The organism is Nocardia sp. NPDC004718 (assembly GCF_053601535.1).
In genome coordinates this window covers 1-15491 of record NZ_JBSGCA010000027.1, presented here as the reverse complement: position 1 = coordinate 15491, position 15491 = coordinate 1, and the positions used below count along the sequence as shown (strand labels likewise).

The following is a 15491-nucleotide window of genomic DNA, read 5'->3' as shown; positions in this document are numbered from 1 at the left end:
CGCACCGCCGGAAGCGCGCGTGCTGCGAATAAGCCTTTCTGGCATCCACTTTCGGCGGCAATTGCTAGCATCCCTACGGCCGCCGGGCCACCGGCGGTAGGCAAGGGGCGACGATGGAAGTAGAAGACGTCCACCACTCATACGGCAGGCGGTCGGTGCTGCGCGGCATCGACCTCACGTTGCCCGCGGGGAGTCTGGTGGGCATCGTGGGTGAGAACGGGGCGGGCAAGTCGACGCTGTTGAAAGCCCTTTCCGGAGAGCTGCGACCGGACCGGGGAACTATCCGGCACCGTGGGCGGTTCGGTTACTGCCCGCAGCAGGTGATCCTGAACGACGCGTTCACGGTCCGCCAGCACCTGACCTTCTTCGCCGCGGCTTATGCCGTTGCGGATCTGCGGCGGGCCGAGGAAACCATGGAGATCCTCCGGTTCTGCGAGTACACCGGCGAGCGGGTCGCGACGCTCAGCGGCGGCACGCGGCAGAAGCTCAACCTGACGTTGGCGGTGATGCACGACCCGCAGGTTTTGCTGCTCGACGAGCCATACCAGGGTTTCGACTGGGAGACGTATCTGCGGTTCTGGGATCTGGTCACCGCATTCCGCGACACCGGCCGATCGGTTCTGATCGTTTCGCATCTGACCCACGACACCGACAAGCTCGATCGGGTGTGGCGGTTGCACGAAGGGGTTCTCCACGACCCACCTGATGGGGCGGCCCTATGAGCCACGGAATTCGACTGTTCCTGATCGCCACCCGCTACGGCCTCGTCGAACACGCGCGTAACGGGTTCGCCATGGTATTGGTGACCGCCTTCGTCCCCATACTGATCACCCTGGCGCGCGTGGCCATCACCGACATCGAGGTACCGTTCCGGCTGCGCCACACCGGTCTCGTACTGCACGCCAACGGTAACCAACTCGCCCAGATCAGCGCCGCCATCATGGGGGTCACCCTGATCATCGGGTTCATGATGTTCGCGGCCACTTTCAGCAGTGGAGCGTTCGACCGGCGATTGTCGATGGCCGGGTTTCCCCGGGTCGCATTGGGTCTGGCGAAGATCGCCTGCCTGGTGGTGGCCTCACTGGTGGTCTGCTCGTACGCCACCGCAGTCATCTGCTGCTACTGGTCGCCTCGACAGCCGGTGCTGCTCGCTGCGGCGCTTTTCGGTGCGGCGATGACCTACGGAGCATTGGGTGTGGCCCTCGGCGCGCTGCTGCGCCGCGAGGTGGAGGGCATGTTCGCCATCGCGATGATCAGCTGCTTCGACATGGCCGTACAGAACCCCATCGCCAGTGCCGGGGCCGACAGCGATCTCGTGCGCTGGCTGCCCTCCTACGGGGCGATGCAAGCTTCGACCGCGGCCGGTTTCTCCGAGACCACGCCGTTGGCGGGCTTCGCCGTGCAACTGGCCTGGTTCGCCGCGAGCGCCACTGTCGGACTGGTCGCGTTCCACGTGCGCACCCGCTCATCACTCCGGCCCATGATGTGGATCCGCATCCCCGGACCGACCAGGTCCAGACAACCAGCAAAGCACTGAGTGCGTCCCGGGAATGGCGCGGCATGGTGTCCGGCCCCTCGTCGGGTACCGCGCACATCCCCGATCCCGGCGAGTATCCACTCGCCGTGGCCGCGGTCCTGCTCGACGGTGTCGACGCCGTCGTCCTGGATATCCCGGCGTCGCGTCGCCGAGACGGATGCGCGCGGTGCTCGCCCGCCTGCGAAGCCACGACGGGGTGCTCATGGTCACCAGAGCGGGGTGGCGCGTCCGGATCTGGAAATCCGTTCCGAGCTCACCGGGAGCCCAGTGTCCGCCGCCTGTCGCGATGGCTCAGTCCGGCGGAACAGCTCGGCCCCGGCTCCCCCTGAGTGCGGCGATGCAGCAACACGGATCTGGTGTCGCCAGCCTTACAGTCGACATGCCGCGGCGCTCGACGCGGTCGTCGAGCGCGGTGCCGCGCAGCCGCGCGAGCACGACCTCGACCACCTCGCCAGGGACGGCGGCGAGGTCGTTCAGGGCAACCAGGGTCGGATTCCTCCGCTGAATGAGGTGGCGTAGGCGTCTTGGTTCGCGTGTCTCAGTGTGTCTGCGGCGACACGGCATTCGGGGTAGGTTTCGACGGCGGTGGCGGCACGGCGGATCTCGGAGCGGTGCCATCCGGGGCTTTGCTGCTCGAGGGTGTCCACCGCCTGGCACACTCTGCCCTCGGCGACCAATCCGGCCAGCAGCATTTTTTGCTGCGCTCGTGTCGACCGCGGAATCCGGGGAGGTCGTGTCGAGCCCGGCGTCTTCGAGACGACCGCAGGGCCTGAGGTTTCCAGGTATACGGCTGCGCCCAGGACTTGAGACAGTTGCGGTCGGTCGATGAGGAGTGCTCCGGTGTTGTCGTCCAGCAGTAGCCATAGCAGGTCTTCTGCGAGTGTCGTCATGGCTGCGAGGCTGGCGTGGTCTCGCTGTGCGAACGCTGAGCGGGATGCTGGTCTCGCCGAGGTGGCGGCGTGCGGAGGATCGACCGGCAGGCCGGTAACCAGGCCCCGCCCAGCAACCAGCCTGCGAGGATGTCGGTGGGCCAGTGCACGCCCAGATACAGTCGCGACAGACCGATCGCGGCGATGGTGCACACCGACGCGGTGATCGCGGCCACCCGGATGAGGCGTCTGCGGAGGTAGGGAAGGACGATCGTGAGCAGGACACCGATCACGACCGTGGATCCTAGAGTGTGCCCGGAGGGGTAGGACTGGTTGGTTTCGGTGACCAGCTGATACATCGGGGCGGGGCGCGAGCGCCCGACCAGGTGTTTGCCACCGACGACCAGAATCGATGCTCCGAGCGCCGCGGCCGCGACCACCACCGCCGACCGCCACAGGCGCCGCCACGCCAGGACCACACACCCGACGGTGGCGAGGACTCCCATTACGAAGGTGCCGCCCACGACGCTGACAGCCTTCGCGACCGCGGTCAGACCGTTGTTGCGGTGGGCGATCGTCCACTGCAGCCATTGCTGGTCGATGGCGATGGGCCGACCGTGTTCGACCGCCACGAGAGCAGTCAGGACGATGACGCACAACCCGAGTCAGCCCGAACGATTCGTATCGGCGTGGGCGAAACCAGGACACCAGCGCCGGAGTATCGGGTGAGGGCAGGCGGGGCCGTGCGGGCGCTGGAGTCGGATGCATGTGCCGAGGGTGTCGGATGTCGGCTGAGAGGATGTTGAGAGCGTCGAGGTGGGGGTCGGCGGCATCAGGCGGTGGTGCATGCTGGGTGGATGCGGGTGCTGGTGGTGGAGGACGAGCCCCGGCTGGCGCAATTGCTGCGTCGCGGGCTCGAGACCGAGGGTGCGGTCGTTCAACTCGCCGATACCGGGACCGACGGATTGTGGTGGGCGTTGGAGGACGACTTCGATGTGATCGTGTTGGATATCATGCTGCCGGGGCTGAGCGGCTATGAGGTGTTGCGTCGGCTGCGCACACGCGATGTGACGACGCCGGTGCTGATGCTGACGGCGAAGGACGGCGACTACGACCAGGTGGACGCATTCGGTCTGGGCGCGGATGACTACCTGTCCAAACCGTTCTCCTTCGTCGTGCTCATCGCCAGGCTACGGGCGCTGCTGCGCCGCCGCAGCCCCCAGCAACCCGTTGCGCTGACCGCAGGTGATCTCGTGCTCGACCCAGCCCGCCGCGTCGTGCGCCGAGGTAACACGGGCATATCGCTGACCGCCAGAGAATTCGGTCTGCTCGAGTTCCTTCTACGGCACAAAGGCATCGCGTTGAGCAAAACGCAGATACTGCGGAATGTGTGGGATGCGCACTACGACGGACCGGAGAACGTTGTCGAGGTCTACGTCGGCTATCTCCGCAGGAAGATCGATGCGCCCTTCGGGAGTGACAGCATCCAGACACTACGGGGTGTCGGATACCGGCTGATCGACCCGGACGACCCCGACGGGTCCCGCGACGGGCAGATCGACCACGAAACACGCCCCGCCCCACCGTGATTCGGTCACAGTGATATTCCCGCCGTGAGCGGTGACGACCTCGGCGACGATCGCCAGCCCGAGGCCGGAACCGCCGGTTGCGCGGGCGCGGCCGGGATCCAGTCGCACGAAGCGCTCGAAGATCCGTTGCCGGTCGGGGATCGGCACGCCGAGGCCGTCGTCCTCGACGACGATGCGAGCACGATCACCGATGGCCGCTGTGGCGACCGCCACCCGGGCACGGGCATGGGCGGCGGCATTGTCGAGCAGGTTGCGCATCATCCGGGTCAGACGCTTCGGATCACCGATCACTCGTACCGGTGTGGTGTCGGTAGTGATAGGGGTCAGTCCGCGCAACCGCAAAGCCGCGGCTTCGACGCGAGCCACATCATCGAGATCGACCTCCTCGGCGTGCAACTCGAGACCGTTCTCATCAGCGGCGGCGAGGGTGAGCAAGTCCTCGATCAACGAGCGCATGCGGTGGGTCTCCGGCAGCATCGTCGCGGTGATCATGTCCTGGTCGAAAGATGTGGGCTGATCGCGGGCCAGTTCCAGCGCGGCGGTGAGGGTAGCCAGCGGGCTGCGCAGTTCGTGGGAGGCGTCGGCGACGAAGCGTCGTTGCGCGGCATGTGTCGCTTCCACCCGCGCGAGCATGCCATTCATGGTTTCGGCCAACCATGCGATCTCGTCACGGGCTGCCGGTACCGGCACACGCTCGGACAGATCGGCGCCACCGATCCGGGCTACTCGTGACCGGATCGCCTCCACCGACCGCAGAGATCTGCCCACCAACAGATATGTCGCCGCCGCGGAGGCCAGCACGACCGTGGGCCCCACCAACCCCAGCAGCGCGGTAACCTTTGTGACCGCTTGCTCGGCCGACTCGCTGTCGACGGCCACCAGCACCCTCAGCAAACCCTCCCGGGTGGCGACGCTGCGGGTGGTGATTCGCCAGTCGTCGTACTCTCCGCGGCCCCGCAGGCCTGTGGCGTCGGTGTCGGTGACAAGCACCGGGGTGGTGAATTTCGAGCTAGAGCTGCGAGCGACGTTTCCGTCCGCCGCGAGCACCTGCACGACCGCGATGTTGCCGTCGTCGTTCAGCAGTGCCTCCGGTACCGCGGAAGGCGAGGTGCGGGTCAGTTCGGCGGCGACGTCCGCGGCGCGGGCCTCGGCCGTGGAATCCAACTCCCGGAGCAACGAACGGTGCAGAAACCACAGAATCGCCGCCGCGGCCGCGGCCAACACCACCGCGACGACTACCGCCGACACCACCGCCGAACGGATGCGCAGCCCCCACCGCGACGGCGACACCACAGCGCGCAACTGGATCATTGCCCCATCATCGACCGCACCGCGCCGATCTTCCCAGTCGTCTCAGCGATCTCTCAGCGGCCAGGCGGCATACTCCCGGGCGTGAACTCCCCAGCGCCCCACTGAGCGAAGGAAGCTGCCTGGTGACGCGAGCCCAAACCCACTCGAGCTATAAACTTCCCCAGGTCACAGCCCTTTTCTGGGTGCTCAAGATCGCCGCGACCACACTCGGGGAGACCGGGGGCGACCTGCTGGCCCAAACCCTGCACCTCGGCTACGCGGCCGCATCGGTCCTGTTCCTGTCACTGTTTGCGATCAGCCTGGCCATCCAACTCCGCGCACGCAGCTTCCACCCCGCCCTGTACTGGACGGTCATCGCCACCACGAGCACCGCGGGAACCACCATCTCCGATCTGATCAACCGCGGACCCGGCTCGGGAACCTCCACCGACAACGGACTCGGCTACGGAGCCGGAGCCATCCTGCTCATCACCGGCCTCGCGATCGTGTTCGGCGTCTGGAAACTCAGCGGGCAAACCTACGACGTCACCAGCATCACCAACATCCGCGGGGAGATCCTCTACTGGGCAGCGATCCTGCTGTCCAACACCCTGGGCACCTCCGTGGGCGACTATCTCTCCGACAGCTCCGGACTCGGCTACTGGGGCAGCGCCACCCTCATCGTCGCCGTCATGGCCGCGATCCTGGCCGGCCACTACCTCACCCGGATCTCCGCAGTGCTGCTGTTCTGGCTGGCGTTCATCCTCACCCGCCCCCTCGGCGCCACCGTCGGCGACCTGCTGTCCAAACCCCACGACAAGGGCGGACTCGGCTTCGGCACCTGGGGCACCACCGCCGCGCTGCTGGCCATCCTCATCGCCGGAATCACCTACAGTCACACCAGGAAAAGCCCGACAACCACCACGCCACAGCCAGTCATCGCCGCCGACACCCACTGACCCCACCGCCTCCCTTCCACCCGCTGCGCATGTTGCCCAAGCCGGTCGGCGTCCCACGCACACCGGTGCACGGCAACGAATACCCGGCAGGCCGCGGCGACACGAGGAAGGGGCGCTGGTGCACGCGGACCGTAGAGCCCGGCGTCGAACTGGCGGTGCTGTGCATGGTCATGGTGGCCCTGGCAGCCGCGTGGTATCGGGTGGCGCAGTTGGGGCCGGCGCCGGTGGCTCCGCGCGCCGCGATACGCGGCGCGGCACAACCCGGAAACGGCCGGAAGAAGTCGATCAACCGCGTTGCCCGTCGCACCCGATACGGTCCTCGCCCCGCGGGTTTGGTGAACGTCTCACCCAGGACGGTGACCGATTCCGCCTGACCGCACGCCAGCGCGGCCTCCAGCCGGATCCGGGCTTCCTCGGCCCGGCGCTGCGCGGTCGCCACCAGGGCGGGGAGCAGCGGCAGCCGCTCGCGGGTGCGTTGGTCCATGCGTGCTTTGCGGTGGAATCCAGTTTCCGCGAATCGAGTTCCGTAGCGCTGATCGGGCAGGGGACTGCCCAGCGTGCCGGGTCTTCGGTGGCCCACTGGGCGAGGTCGAGATAGAACGCCCGCACGAGAGTGAGCAGGGGGATGTAGGAGTTGCGGGGCGCGGTGGTCTCCACCATGGTTCCGTCGGCCAGCAGGTCATTGGCTTTCCCGCCCCGGCCTCGCTGCCGCAGCGATGTCAGCGCCGTCGCTGCCCAACCTGTCCGCTTCTCGTCGGCGCCGGTGGTCTGCCACCGTTGCTGCCAGCTTTCACCGGGAAACTCCCGCAACCAGCCCAGCACCACCTGCGCAACCCGGCGGCGATGCCGATGGGTTCCCTCGTTGCCGCGGAAGCGTGGGCTGTCAAGGTGAGCGATGACTTCCTCGATGCTCATCGTGTTATGCGGCGTGCACGGGGCCGGGCGGGAAACTGCGCCAGCAACTGTTGGGCGAGCACACCCCGCGCGGCCTTGATCGGTTCGAACCTGCCGCCCGTCCTGCTGTCCGCAGCTGCCGCGGCTGTCACCGGGGCCTGCCGAACAGCACCTCGAGGGAGCGCGGGTTGTATCCGGATGCCGGAGGCGGCGGCATCGACGCTGTGGCGTCGGCTCGGCGAGCGTGGTGGGCCAAGACGCTGGCGATCACCTCGTCGCGGCTGGGAGTGGTGTAGAGCTGGGTCGTGGTCAGACGAGCGTGGCCGAGATCCACTGGACATCGGTGATATTCATCTGCGGGTCGTTGCTCATGCGGTAGCTCGCGGTATGTCGCAGGTCGTGGATCGACCAATTCGAGCCCAGCAGCCGCTGGGCTCGACTGAACATCGCCCGCGCCGCCGGATACGACAACTGCCGCCATGGCCGCCGCAGTGCGAACCACAGCGGATACCGGCGGCCGCGAGGTGCGCCCAACCGCCAGCCACCCGTGCCGTGACATGCCGTGGACGGTGATGAGGGAAGGGAGATGATCGTCGCTCTCGACCCGGCCACCGGCGTGCCGTCGTTCGCCCGGCTGCAGCAGCGCATGCGTATGAGCACCTGGTTGACGGGGTGGTGACGCCGTCACCACTTTGCTGGTGACGCCGTCACCACCACAGCAACCAAAACTGCTCTGACCTGCGGTGTTGACGCCGTCACCAGAATCCCGTTACGTTCGGTACTGAAATGCACCGATGCGTTGTGAACCTGCAGGTGAGAAGCAGGTCAGGTGTCATCGACAGGTCGCTCACCAGGGCTTTTCCGGGCGGCCGGGCGGAGGGATCGACACCCCGCCCGGACCGCATAGGAGTTGTACCAGCTTCCGGCTGGCGAATCGGGGATTTCCGGTCGTCTCACTAGAATGGGGCGACCGTATTCGTCGCTTCCGGGAGCCAGCCGTGACCATCCAGCCCGTTCGCCTGTTCGGCGATCCCATCTTGCGTGCCCGCGCCGCGGAGGTCACCGCGTTCGATCGTGATCTGCGGCAGCTGGTGACCGATCTGACCGAGACGATGCACGACGACGGCGGGGTCGGGATGGCCGCGCCGCAGATCGGGGTCGGGCTGCGCGTGTTCGTCTACGACACGGGCGACGCCGCGGGGCATCTGGTCAACCCGCAGTGGGAGGTCGTCGGCGATGAGGAGCAGGTGGGGCCGGAAGGCTGCCTGTCGATTCCCGGCGTGCGCTACGACACGCGCCGGGCCCTGCGGGTGCGGGCAACCGGTGTGGACGTCGACGGCGCACCGGTCGCGTTCGAAGCCGAAGGGTTGCTGGCGCGGTGCGTGCAGCACGAGACCGACCATCTCGACGGCGTGCTGTTCATCGACCGTCTCGACCCGGCTCAGCGCAAGGAGGCGATGCGGGTGATCCGCGAATCCGATTGGTTCGCAGCGGGCTTGACGGTGCGCCCGGCCCGTGCGATGAGCGGTGCGGGTCGGCCCAACCCGTTCGGAGCGGGCCGCTGATGCGCGTCGTCTTCGCTGGCACCCCGGAACCGGCGGTTCCGTCGCTGCGTCGTCTGCTGGAATCGGCGCACCACGAGGTCGTCGCCGTGGTGACGCGGCCGGACGCGGTCGCGGGGCGCGGCCGGAAGGTGACCAGGTCGCCGGTCGGCCTGCTGGCCGACGAACACGGCATCCCGGTGTTCACCCCGCGGCGGCCGTCGGAGCCGGAATTCGTCGCGCGGCTCACCGAATTGGCGCCGGACTGCTGCCCCGTCGTCGCCTACGGCGCGCTGCTACCCCAGCAGGTGCTCGACATCCCGCGCTTCGGCTGGATCAACCTGCATTTCTCGCTGCTGCCCGCGTGGCGCGGCGCGGCGCCGGTGCAGGCCGCGATCGATGCGGGCGACGAGATCACCGGCGCCTCCACCTTCCAGATCGAGGCCGGACTGGACACCGGCCCGGTCTTCGGCATGGTGACCGAGAAGATCACCGTCACCGACACCGCGGGCACTCTCCTGGAGCGGCTGGCCGACAGCGGCTCGCGCCTGCTGGAAGCGACGCTCGACGGAGTGGAGGACGGGAGTTTGCAAGCGATCCCGCAGTCCACCGACGGCGTCTCGTACGCGCCCAAGCTCGGCGTCGAGGCCGGGCACGTGCGCTGGGATCTGCCCGCGCTGGCCATCAGCAGGCGGATCCGCGCGGTCACCCCCGCGCCGGGGGCGTGGACCGAGGTCGGCGGCACCCGGTTGAAGCTGGGGCCGGTCGAACTGGTCGAGGAGGAATTGCCGGAGCGGGTGATCGAGGTACGCAAGTCCGGTGTGTTCATCGGCACCGCGACCACCGCGGTGCGGCTCGACCAGGTGCAGCCGCAGGGCAAGCGCATGATGGCCGCGCTCGACTGGGCGCGCGGCGCCCGCCTGCAGCCGGGCGCGGTGGTCGAATGACGCGCGGCAATCGGCCCGGCGACGGCAACGCACGCGACCGGCGGCGCGACGAGCGAGAGTCCGCGCCGAATCGTTCCGGCGAGGCAGGCCGGGCACGCGCGCAGGGTGGCGGGAAGCAGCAGGATCGCGACGCGGCGGACAGGTCACGGGCGACCGGTCGGCGTTCCGGCGGTGGGCGCGCCGAGGCGGGCGGTCGTGATCGCGACGAACGACGCGGCTCCACCGGACGACGCTCGGCGGCGGGCCGATCGGACCGTTCCACCGGCGGGCGCCCGGCTTCGCAAACCGCGCCGCGCCAAGGGGCCAAAGCCGCCGGACGACCGCATCGAAGGGAATCCGCCGACCCGCCGCGGTCGGTCGCCAGGGATGTGCTGCGGGCGGTCCGGGAGCGCGACGCCTACGCCAATCTCGTTCTGCCCGCGCTGCTGCGAGAACGGGGATTGTCAGGTCGGGACGCCGCACTGGCCACCGAACTCGCCTACGGCGCGTGCCGGTCGCTGGGGCTACTGGACGCGGTGATCGCCGAAGGCGCGGGCAGGCCGATCGAGGAGATCGACGGACCCCTGCTGGACGTGCTCCGGCTCGGCGTCTACCAGTTGCTGCGCACCCGGATCGGAGCGCACGCCGCCGTTGACACCTCCGTCGCGCTGACGCGCGCCGAATTCGGCACGGGCAAAGCCGGTTTCGTCAATGCGGTGCTCCGGCGCGCGGCGGAGAAGACCCCCGAGCAATGGGTCGACGCGCTCGCGCCCGCCGACCCCCTCGGCCGGTTGGCGTTCGAGCACGCCCATCCCGTCTGGATCGCGCAGGCATTCGCCGACGCGCTGGGCGCGCGAGCGGCGGAACTGCGCGACGTGCTCGCCGCCGACGACGCCCGCCCGCTGGTGCACCTGGTGGCCCGCCCCGGCGACATCACCGCGGAGGAACTCGCGCTGGTCACCGGCGGCGAGGAGGGCCGCTGGTCGCCGTACGCGGTCTATCTGGACGGCGGCGATCCCGGCAAGCTGGAGCCGGTCCGCGAGGGCATGGCGGCAGTGCAGGACGAAGGCAGCCAGCTGGTGGCCCTGGCGTTGACCAGGGCCACGCTCGACGGTCCGGACACCGGTCGCTGGCTCGACCTGTGCGCAGGACCGGGCGGCAAGGCCGCGCTGCTGGGGGCGATCGCCGCGATCGACGGTTTCCGGGTGGACGCGGTCGAGCCCGCCGCGCACCGCGCCGAGCTGGTCCGCAAAGCCGTGCACGACCTGCCGGTGGACGTGCACGTCGCCGACGGCCGCGCCAGCGGACTGACCCCGGGCTACGACCGCATTCTGGTCGACGCCCCCTGCACCGGCCTCGGAGCGCTGCGCCGCAGACCTGAGGCGCGGTGGCGGCGCACCCCGGCGGACGTCCGGGATCTGGTGGTGTTGCAGCGCGAATTGCTCACCGCCGCATGGGATCTGCTGCGCCCTGGCGGGGTCGTGGTGTACTCGACCTGCTCGCCCCATCTGCCGGAGACGGTGTCCATCGTCGCCGATGCGGTGCGCCGCCTCGGCGCCGAGCAGCTCGACACCCGCGAACTGTTGCCCGGCGTCACCGATGTCGGCGACGGGCCGGGGGCACAGTTGTGGCCGCACCGGCACGGTACCGACGCCATGTTCGTGGCGGCGCTGCGCAAGCCGCGCTGAGCGCGGTCATTCCCGGCTGGATTGCTCCCGCAAGCGGGCGAGGGTCTTGGCGAGGATGCGCGAAACGTGCATCTGGGAAATGCCCATCTGCTGCGCGATCTGCGTCTGGGTCATCGATTCGAAGAACCGCATGGTGAGGATGCGCCGTTCCCGCTCCGGCAACCCGGCCAGCAGCGGACGGATCGCGACGTACTCCTCGACCCGATCGAACTGGGACTCCTCCTCACCGAGGGTGTCCAGGAGCGAGGCGTCGGTGTCGCGGCCGAGCGTGGCCGCGTCGATCGAACTCGGCTGGTAGGCGTTGCCCGCGATGACCGCCTGGGTCACCTCGTCCGGGTCGACGTCGAGCTCGGCGGCGATTTCCTTCGCCGTCGGCGAGCGGCCGAGAGTCTGGGAGAGACTGTCGATCGCCGCGCCGATGCGTAGGTGAGTCTCCTTGACACGCCGCGGCACTCGCATCGCCCAGGTGTTGTCGCGGAAATACCGGCGGACCTCACCCATGATGGTCGGCACCGCGAAAGACAGGAAGTTGGAGCCGCGCTCGACGTCGAAACGGTCCACCGCGTGCACCAACCCCACCCGCGCGACCTGGGTCAGGTCGTCGAACGGCTCACCGCGCCCGCTGAACTTCCTGGCGATGTGGTCGGCGAGCGGAATGCAGCGGCTGATCAGCTCCGCGCGCAGCGCGCTGTGCCGCGTGGTCCCCGCCTCACTGGACGCGAGCTGCTCGAAGAGCAATCCGACATCGTCGTAACCGGGAACCGCGCCCGCCGCCTCCAGGGTCTCCTCGGCATCGGTCTCGTCCTCGGTGGTCAGCGTGTCGGCGTCGTCGTCGCGCTGGGAGTCGTACACGGTGTCTTCGTCCGCCACTACGCCTTCCCCCGGACCCGACGGAACTCGACCGTCGTCGGATATCCGGAAACCGTCGCGTCGAACGAATCCTGGGTCGCCTCCACCGAGTCGGTGAGGGTGCGCAGCACGTGCCAGCCGAAGCTGCGCTGGTCGGGCAGCCCCGGCTTCTCCGCCAAGCCGTCGACCCGGACCAGCAACACGGTGTCGCCGACGGTGAAACGGCAGTTCAGGCTCGATTCCGGGGCGGCGACCGCGATCAGGGTCGAGCAGACCTCGTCGACGGCCAGCCGGATATCGGCCACCTCGTCCAGTGTGAAATCGCTGAGTAGGACGAGTGTTTCGGCGAGCCCACGCACGATGGGCAGTTGTGTCACCGACGCCGCCACCCGAATCTCCACCGGGGTGCTGTAGAGCCCCTGTTCCGCCGAAATATTGATCACCCTATGCAGGCTACCCACTCCCGTGCTGGACAACCCTGGGGACCGTTAGACTCCGGCGTTGTGTCCAACCCGATTCACCCGCGTCCGGCCGCTCCGATGATCGCCCCCTCCATCCTGTCCGCCGACTTCGCGCACCTCGCGGACGAAGCGGCGGCCGTCGCAGGCGCCGACTGGCTGCACGTGGACGTGATGGACGCGCACTTCGTGCCGAATCTCACGATCGGCCTCCCGGTGGTGGAGAGCCTGCTGAAGGCGACCGAGATCCCCCTCGACTGCCACCTGATGATCGAGAATCCGGGCCGCTGGGCGCCGCCGTACGCCGAGGCGGGCGCGCGCAACGTGACTTTCCACGCGGAGGCGACCGACGATCCGATCGCGGTGGCCCGCGACATCCGCGCCGCGGGCGCCAAGGCGGGGCTCTCGGTGAAGCCGGGCACGCCGATCGAGCCGTACCTGGAGATCCTGCGCGAATTCGACACGCTGCTGGTGATGAGCGTGGAACCCGGCTTCGGCGGGCAGTCGTTCATTCCGGAGGTGCTGCAGAAGGCGCGCGTCGTGCGGAACCTGGTCGATTCCGGTGAGCTGCGGCTGCTGGTCGAGATCGACGGCGGGATCAACGCCGACACCATCGAGGCGGCCGCGGAGGCGGGTGTGGACTGCTTCGTCGCCGGTTCCGCGGTCTACAGCACCGCCGACCCCGGGGCCACCGTGGAGAAGCTGCGCAGACAGGCGGCCTCGGCGTGGGTCCGCTGAACGGTGTTAGCCGGTCCGCGTTCCACGCGCGGCGACCGCGCGGATCGTCTCGATCACCGCGCTGATCGGCGGGCGGCGGGCACCGGCCTCGGGTGACCGGATCCACACGCGATATCCGGTGCGCTCGTCGTCCGGCGAGGGCAGCACCACTTGGCTGCCCGTGCAGGCCACCGCGGCGTAGAGGCGGAACAATTCGGCCGAGACCGCCGGGCTGACGGCGTCCGGCCCGGCGGGGCCGGTGAGGAACGTCCAGTGCTTGGCTCGCGGATGGTCGACCACCGGCCCGGCGACACCGTCTCGAGCGAGTTGCCGAAGCACCTGCTCCCCGAGTTCGGCGGGCATGGTGACGGCGCCGTAGTCGACACCGATGTGCAGGAGAATGCGGTGCGAACCGGGATCCATCGATGCGGGCAGCTGGAATTCGCGCCGATACCGTGAGCAGCGAACTTCCGGCGTCGAATCGAGAAATGTGGTCACACTGCGCCTCCAGCTGCGTTCGACACAATTTGTTCCACTGTGTTCTCCGGCTTTCTCGAGGAGTGGACATCGTGTGGCAGGCTTCCCGCTTGTCGGCCATGTTCCCTGGTAGGGCGTGTCATCGGACTGCATGGTCGGGAAAGTTGAACGCGAGAAGTCAGCCGCGTAACGATATCGCCTCCCGCGTCGTCCGAGCGCAGAATCTGCGTTATAACCGTGTTTCGTTCGGGTATCGAGAATGAATCCGCAATCTCTCTGCGGGGTAAATTAATTCGTGCGGTACGTCAAATGTCGCAGAATAATCATGGATATCTCGTCCGTCCGGGCGATCACGGCGGGTGTGGACATATTTCGTTCCATTTTCGATGGGACCGGCCGGTTCCGCCCGCCTCGGCCCGCCCTGCGGTCGGTTCCGGCGCGTCGCCCGGTCCGCCCTCGGCGGGCACGGAACGCGGCTGTCTACGGCGACCCCGCGTCACTAGGCTGAGGAGGTGCGGGAATAGCGGCCGGGTCCCGCGCTGTTCCGCAACCGGAAGACAACGACGCGACAGGAGTCACAGCACATGTTCACAGGCATCGTCGAGGAACTCGGCGAGATCGTCGCCAGCGAGCAGCTGACCGACGCCGCGCGGCTGACGATCAAGGGCGAGCTGGTGACCTCCGATGCCGGGCACGGTGATTCGATCGCCGTGAACGGAGTGTGCCTGACCGTCGTGGAGGTGGTCGGCGGCGACTCGTTCACCGTCGACGTCATGACGGAGACGCTCAATCGCTCCAGCATCGGCAAGCTGGACGTCGGCGCCAAGGTAAACCTCGAGCGCGCCGCCGCTCTGAACAGCAGGCTCGGCGGCCACTTGGTCCAAGGCCACGTCGATGGCACCGGCACCGTGCTCTCGCGCACTCCGTCGGACAACTGGGACGTGGTGCGGATCTCGCTGCCCGAGAACATCGCCCGCTACGTCGTGGAGAAGGGGTCGATCACCGTGGACGGCATCTCGCTCACCGTCTCCGGCCTCGGCGTTTCCGACGAGCCCGCCGAGACCGGCAGCGGCGACTGGTTCGAGGTCTCCCTCATCCCCACCACGCTCTCCCTGACCAACCTCGGCTTCGCCACCGTCGGCACCACCGTCAACCTGGAAGTCGACGTGATCGCCAAGTACGTCGAACGCCTCCAGCAGCGCGGCTGACAGTGGCCGCCCCGCTCGTTCCCGCCCGCCCACGAGGCTGCGCGGCGGGGGTCGCAGGCGTAATAGGGCTGCCGCGACGCCGTCATCCGAGCTGCCACCGCCACGCGGAGTCACGGTGACCGTCGGCCGTGCGGGTTCGATGAGCATCGTCTCGACCGGTCGGATCGGCATCACTTCGGTCTCCGAGCGACGCGAGACAGAGCAGGCCCCGCCTGCGCCTGAGCGAGCATCCGAGACACTCTCGCATCTGCCAGCCGGTAGGCGCGGATGGCCGCTACGAGCCCAGGTCTCGAGAGGCCGTGGCAGTCGACGGTTTTCATGCCGGGCGGCGGGCCGCGGCGAACATACGGGTCGGTTGATCCCAGCACCGAGCGCCCAGCGCACCTCGACCACGACTTTCGAGCGAAGCGAGACCGAGCATGCGCCGTTCGCGGCCCGGCTCGCGTCCGAGCGGCCGCCGCGTCCGCGACGAAGTCGCCAGCGGCGGTC

18 protein-coding genes are annotated in these 15491 nt (G+C 68.4%); 9 read left to right on the top strand and 9 right to left on the bottom strand.

Annotated elements, in window-relative coordinates:
* Positions 1-113 precede the first annotated feature (113 nt).
* The gene (locus ACWEH3_RS21100; RefSeq protein WP_450015752.1) at positions 114-722 is read left to right on the top strand and encodes an ABC transporter ATP-binding protein; all 609 of its coding nucleotides are present in this window, start codon (positions 114-116) and stop codon (positions 720-722) included.
* Positions 719-1537 carry a hypothetical protein gene (locus tag ACWEH3_RS21095; protein WP_450015754.1) on the top strand — a complete coding sequence of 273 codons (819 nt, stop codon included), beginning with the start codon at positions 719-721 and terminating at the stop codon, positions 1535-1537. The genes ACWEH3_RS21100 and ACWEH3_RS21095 overlap by 4 nt, the downstream gene beginning before the upstream one ends.
* Before the next feature lie 473 nt (positions 1538-2010).
* On the opposite strand, the gene ACWEH3_RS21090 is transcribed toward ACWEH3_RS21095, so the two are convergent.
* Both ACWEH3_RS21090 and ACWEH3_RS21085 read right to left on the bottom strand, forming a co-directional pair.
* Positions 2011-2427, bottom strand: coding sequence for a hypothetical protein (locus ACWEH3_RS21090; RefSeq protein WP_450015756.1), 417 nt, complete (start codon positions 2425-2427; stop codon positions 2011-2013).
* Positions 2424-3038: a phosphatase PAP2 family protein gene (locus ACWEH3_RS21085; RefSeq protein ID WP_450015758.1), complete on the bottom strand. Its 615-nt coding sequence runs from the start codon at positions 3036-3038 to the stop codon at positions 2424-2426. Before ACWEH3_RS21085 ends, ACWEH3_RS21090 begins: the two co-directional genes overlap by 4 nt.
* 225 nt (positions 3039-3263) lie before the next feature.
* On the opposite strand from ACWEH3_RS21085, the gene ACWEH3_RS21080 reads away from it, so the two are divergent.
* Positions 3264-3995: a response regulator transcription factor gene (locus ACWEH3_RS21080; RefSeq protein ID WP_450015760.1), complete on the top strand. Its 732-nt coding sequence runs from the start codon at positions 3264-3266 to the stop codon at positions 3993-3995.
* Here the strand turns inward: ACWEH3_RS21080 and ACWEH3_RS21075 are convergent.
* A complete protein-coding gene (locus ACWEH3_RS21075; protein WP_450015762.1) occupies positions 3900-5306 on the bottom strand; it encodes a sensor histidine kinase in 1407 nt (468 codons plus the stop codon). The genes ACWEH3_RS21080 and ACWEH3_RS21075 overlap by 96 nt on opposite strands.
* A 122-nt stretch (positions 5307-5428) precedes the next feature.
* Between ACWEH3_RS21075 and ACWEH3_RS21070 the strand changes: the two genes are divergently transcribed.
* Entirely contained in the window at positions 5429-6244 is an 816-nt protein-coding gene (locus tag ACWEH3_RS21070; RefSeq protein WP_450015763.1) for a COG4705 family protein, read from the top strand.
* Here ACWEH3_RS21070 and ACWEH3_RS21065 read toward each other — a convergent pair.
* From ACWEH3_RS21065 to ACWEH3_RS21055, 3 genes are all read right to left on the bottom strand, one after another.
* Positions 6222-6728, bottom strand: a complete 507-nt coding sequence (locus ACWEH3_RS21065) for a hypothetical protein (protein WP_450015765.1) — start codon at positions 6726-6728, stop codon at positions 6222-6224. The genes ACWEH3_RS21070 and ACWEH3_RS21065 overlap by 23 nt on opposite strands.
* A 558-nt stretch (positions 6729-7286) precedes the next feature.
* Entirely contained in the window at positions 7287-7472 is a 186-nt protein-coding gene (locus ACWEH3_RS21060) for a hypothetical protein (protein WP_450015767.1), read from the bottom strand.
* A complete protein-coding gene (locus ACWEH3_RS21055; RefSeq protein WP_450015769.1) occupies positions 7448-7672 on the bottom strand; it encodes a hypothetical protein in 225 nt (74 codons plus the stop codon). The genes ACWEH3_RS21060 and ACWEH3_RS21055 overlap by 25 nt, the downstream gene beginning before the upstream one ends.
* A gap of 464 nt (positions 7673-8136) precedes the next feature.
* On the opposite strand from ACWEH3_RS21055, the gene def reads away from it, so the two are divergent.
* From def to ACWEH3_RS21040, 3 genes are read left to right on the top strand one after another with little or no spacing between them, the layout of a single operon-like run.
* Positions 8137-8703: a peptide deformylase gene (def, locus tag ACWEH3_RS21050; RefSeq protein ID WP_450015771.1), complete on the top strand. Its 567-nt coding sequence runs from the start codon at positions 8137-8139 to the stop codon at positions 8701-8703.
* Positions 8703-9626, top strand: coding sequence for a methionyl-tRNA formyltransferase (fmt, locus tag ACWEH3_RS21045; RefSeq protein ID WP_450015773.1), 924 nt, complete (start codon positions 8703-8705; stop codon positions 9624-9626). The genes def and fmt overlap by 1 nt, the downstream gene beginning before the upstream one ends.
* Positions 9623-11293: a transcription antitermination factor NusB gene (locus ACWEH3_RS21040; protein WP_450015775.1), complete on the top strand. Its 1671-nt coding sequence runs from the start codon at positions 9623-9625 to the stop codon at positions 11291-11293. The genes fmt and ACWEH3_RS21040 overlap by 4 nt, the downstream gene beginning before the upstream one ends.
* Before the next feature lie 6 nt (positions 11294-11299).
* On the opposite strand, the gene ACWEH3_RS21035 is transcribed toward ACWEH3_RS21040, so the two are convergent.
* A complete protein-coding gene (locus ACWEH3_RS21035) occupies positions 11300-12163 on the bottom strand; it encodes an RNA polymerase sigma factor SigF (RefSeq protein WP_450015777.1) in 864 nt (287 codons plus the stop codon).
* Entirely contained in the window at positions 12163-12585 is a 423-nt protein-coding gene (locus ACWEH3_RS21030) for an anti-sigma factor (protein ID WP_355070725.1), read from the bottom strand. Before ACWEH3_RS21030 ends, ACWEH3_RS21035 begins: the two co-directional genes overlap by 1 nt.
* Positions 12586-12681: 96 nt before the next feature.
* Between ACWEH3_RS21030 and rpe the strand changes: the two genes are divergently transcribed.
* The gene (gene rpe, locus ACWEH3_RS21025; protein WP_450015828.1) at positions 12682-13338 is read left to right on the top strand and encodes a ribulose-phosphate 3-epimerase; all 657 of its coding nucleotides are present in this window, start codon (positions 12682-12684) and stop codon (positions 13336-13338) included.
* Between the two features lie 6 nt (positions 13339-13344).
* Here rpe and ACWEH3_RS21020 read toward each other — a convergent pair whose 3' ends face one another.
* Positions 13345-13815, bottom strand: coding sequence for a hypothetical protein (locus ACWEH3_RS21020; protein ID WP_450015779.1), 471 nt, complete (start codon positions 13813-13815; stop codon positions 13345-13347).
* A 563-nt stretch (positions 13816-14378) separates the two neighbouring features.
* On the opposite strand from ACWEH3_RS21020, the gene ACWEH3_RS21015 reads away from it, so the two are divergent.
* Positions 14379-15002: a riboflavin synthase gene (locus ACWEH3_RS21015; RefSeq protein WP_450015781.1), complete on the top strand. Its 624-nt coding sequence runs from the start codon at positions 14379-14381 to the stop codon at positions 15000-15002.
* The last annotated feature ends 489 nt before the right edge of the window (positions 15003-15491 follow it).

Excerpts from the sequence above, each read along its gene's own strand:
- ACWEH3_RS21100 (WP_450015752.1), top strand. The coding sequence starts at position 114 with ATGGAAGTAGAAGACGTCCACCACTCATACGGCAGGCGGTCGGTGCTG.
- ACWEH3_RS21095 (WP_450015754.1), top strand. The coding sequence starts at position 719 with ATGAGCCACGGAATTCGACTGTTCCTGATCGCCACCCGCTACGGCCTC.
- ACWEH3_RS21090 (WP_450015756.1), bottom strand. The coding sequence starts at position 2,427 with ATGACGACACTCGCAGAAGACCTGCTATGGCTACTGCTGGACGACAAC.
- ACWEH3_RS21080 (WP_450015760.1), top strand. The coding sequence starts at position 3,264 with ATGCGGGTGCTGGTGGTGGAGGACGAGCCCCGGCTGGCGCAATTGCTG.
- ACWEH3_RS21075 (WP_450015762.1), bottom strand. The coding sequence starts at position 5,306 with ATGATCCAGTTGCGCGCTGTGGTGTCGCCGTCGCGGTGGGGGCTGCGC.
- ACWEH3_RS21065 (WP_450015765.1), bottom strand. The coding sequence starts at position 6,728 with ATGGACCAACGCACCCGCGAGCGGCTGCCGCTGCTCCCCGCCCTGGTG.
- fmt (WP_450015773.1), top strand. The coding sequence starts at position 8,703 with ATGCGCGTCGTCTTCGCTGGCACCCCGGAACCGGCGGTTCCGTCGCTG.
- ACWEH3_RS21040 (WP_450015775.1), top strand. The coding sequence starts at position 9,623 with ATGACGCGCGGCAATCGGCCCGGCGACGGCAACGCACGCGACCGGCGG.
- rpe (WP_450015828.1), top strand. The coding sequence starts at position 12,682 with ATGATCGCCCCCTCCATCCTGTCCGCCGACTTCGCGCACCTCGCGGAC.
- ACWEH3_RS21015 (WP_450015781.1), top strand. The coding sequence starts at position 14,379 with ATGTTCACAGGCATCGTCGAGGAACTCGGCGAGATCGTCGCCAGCGAG.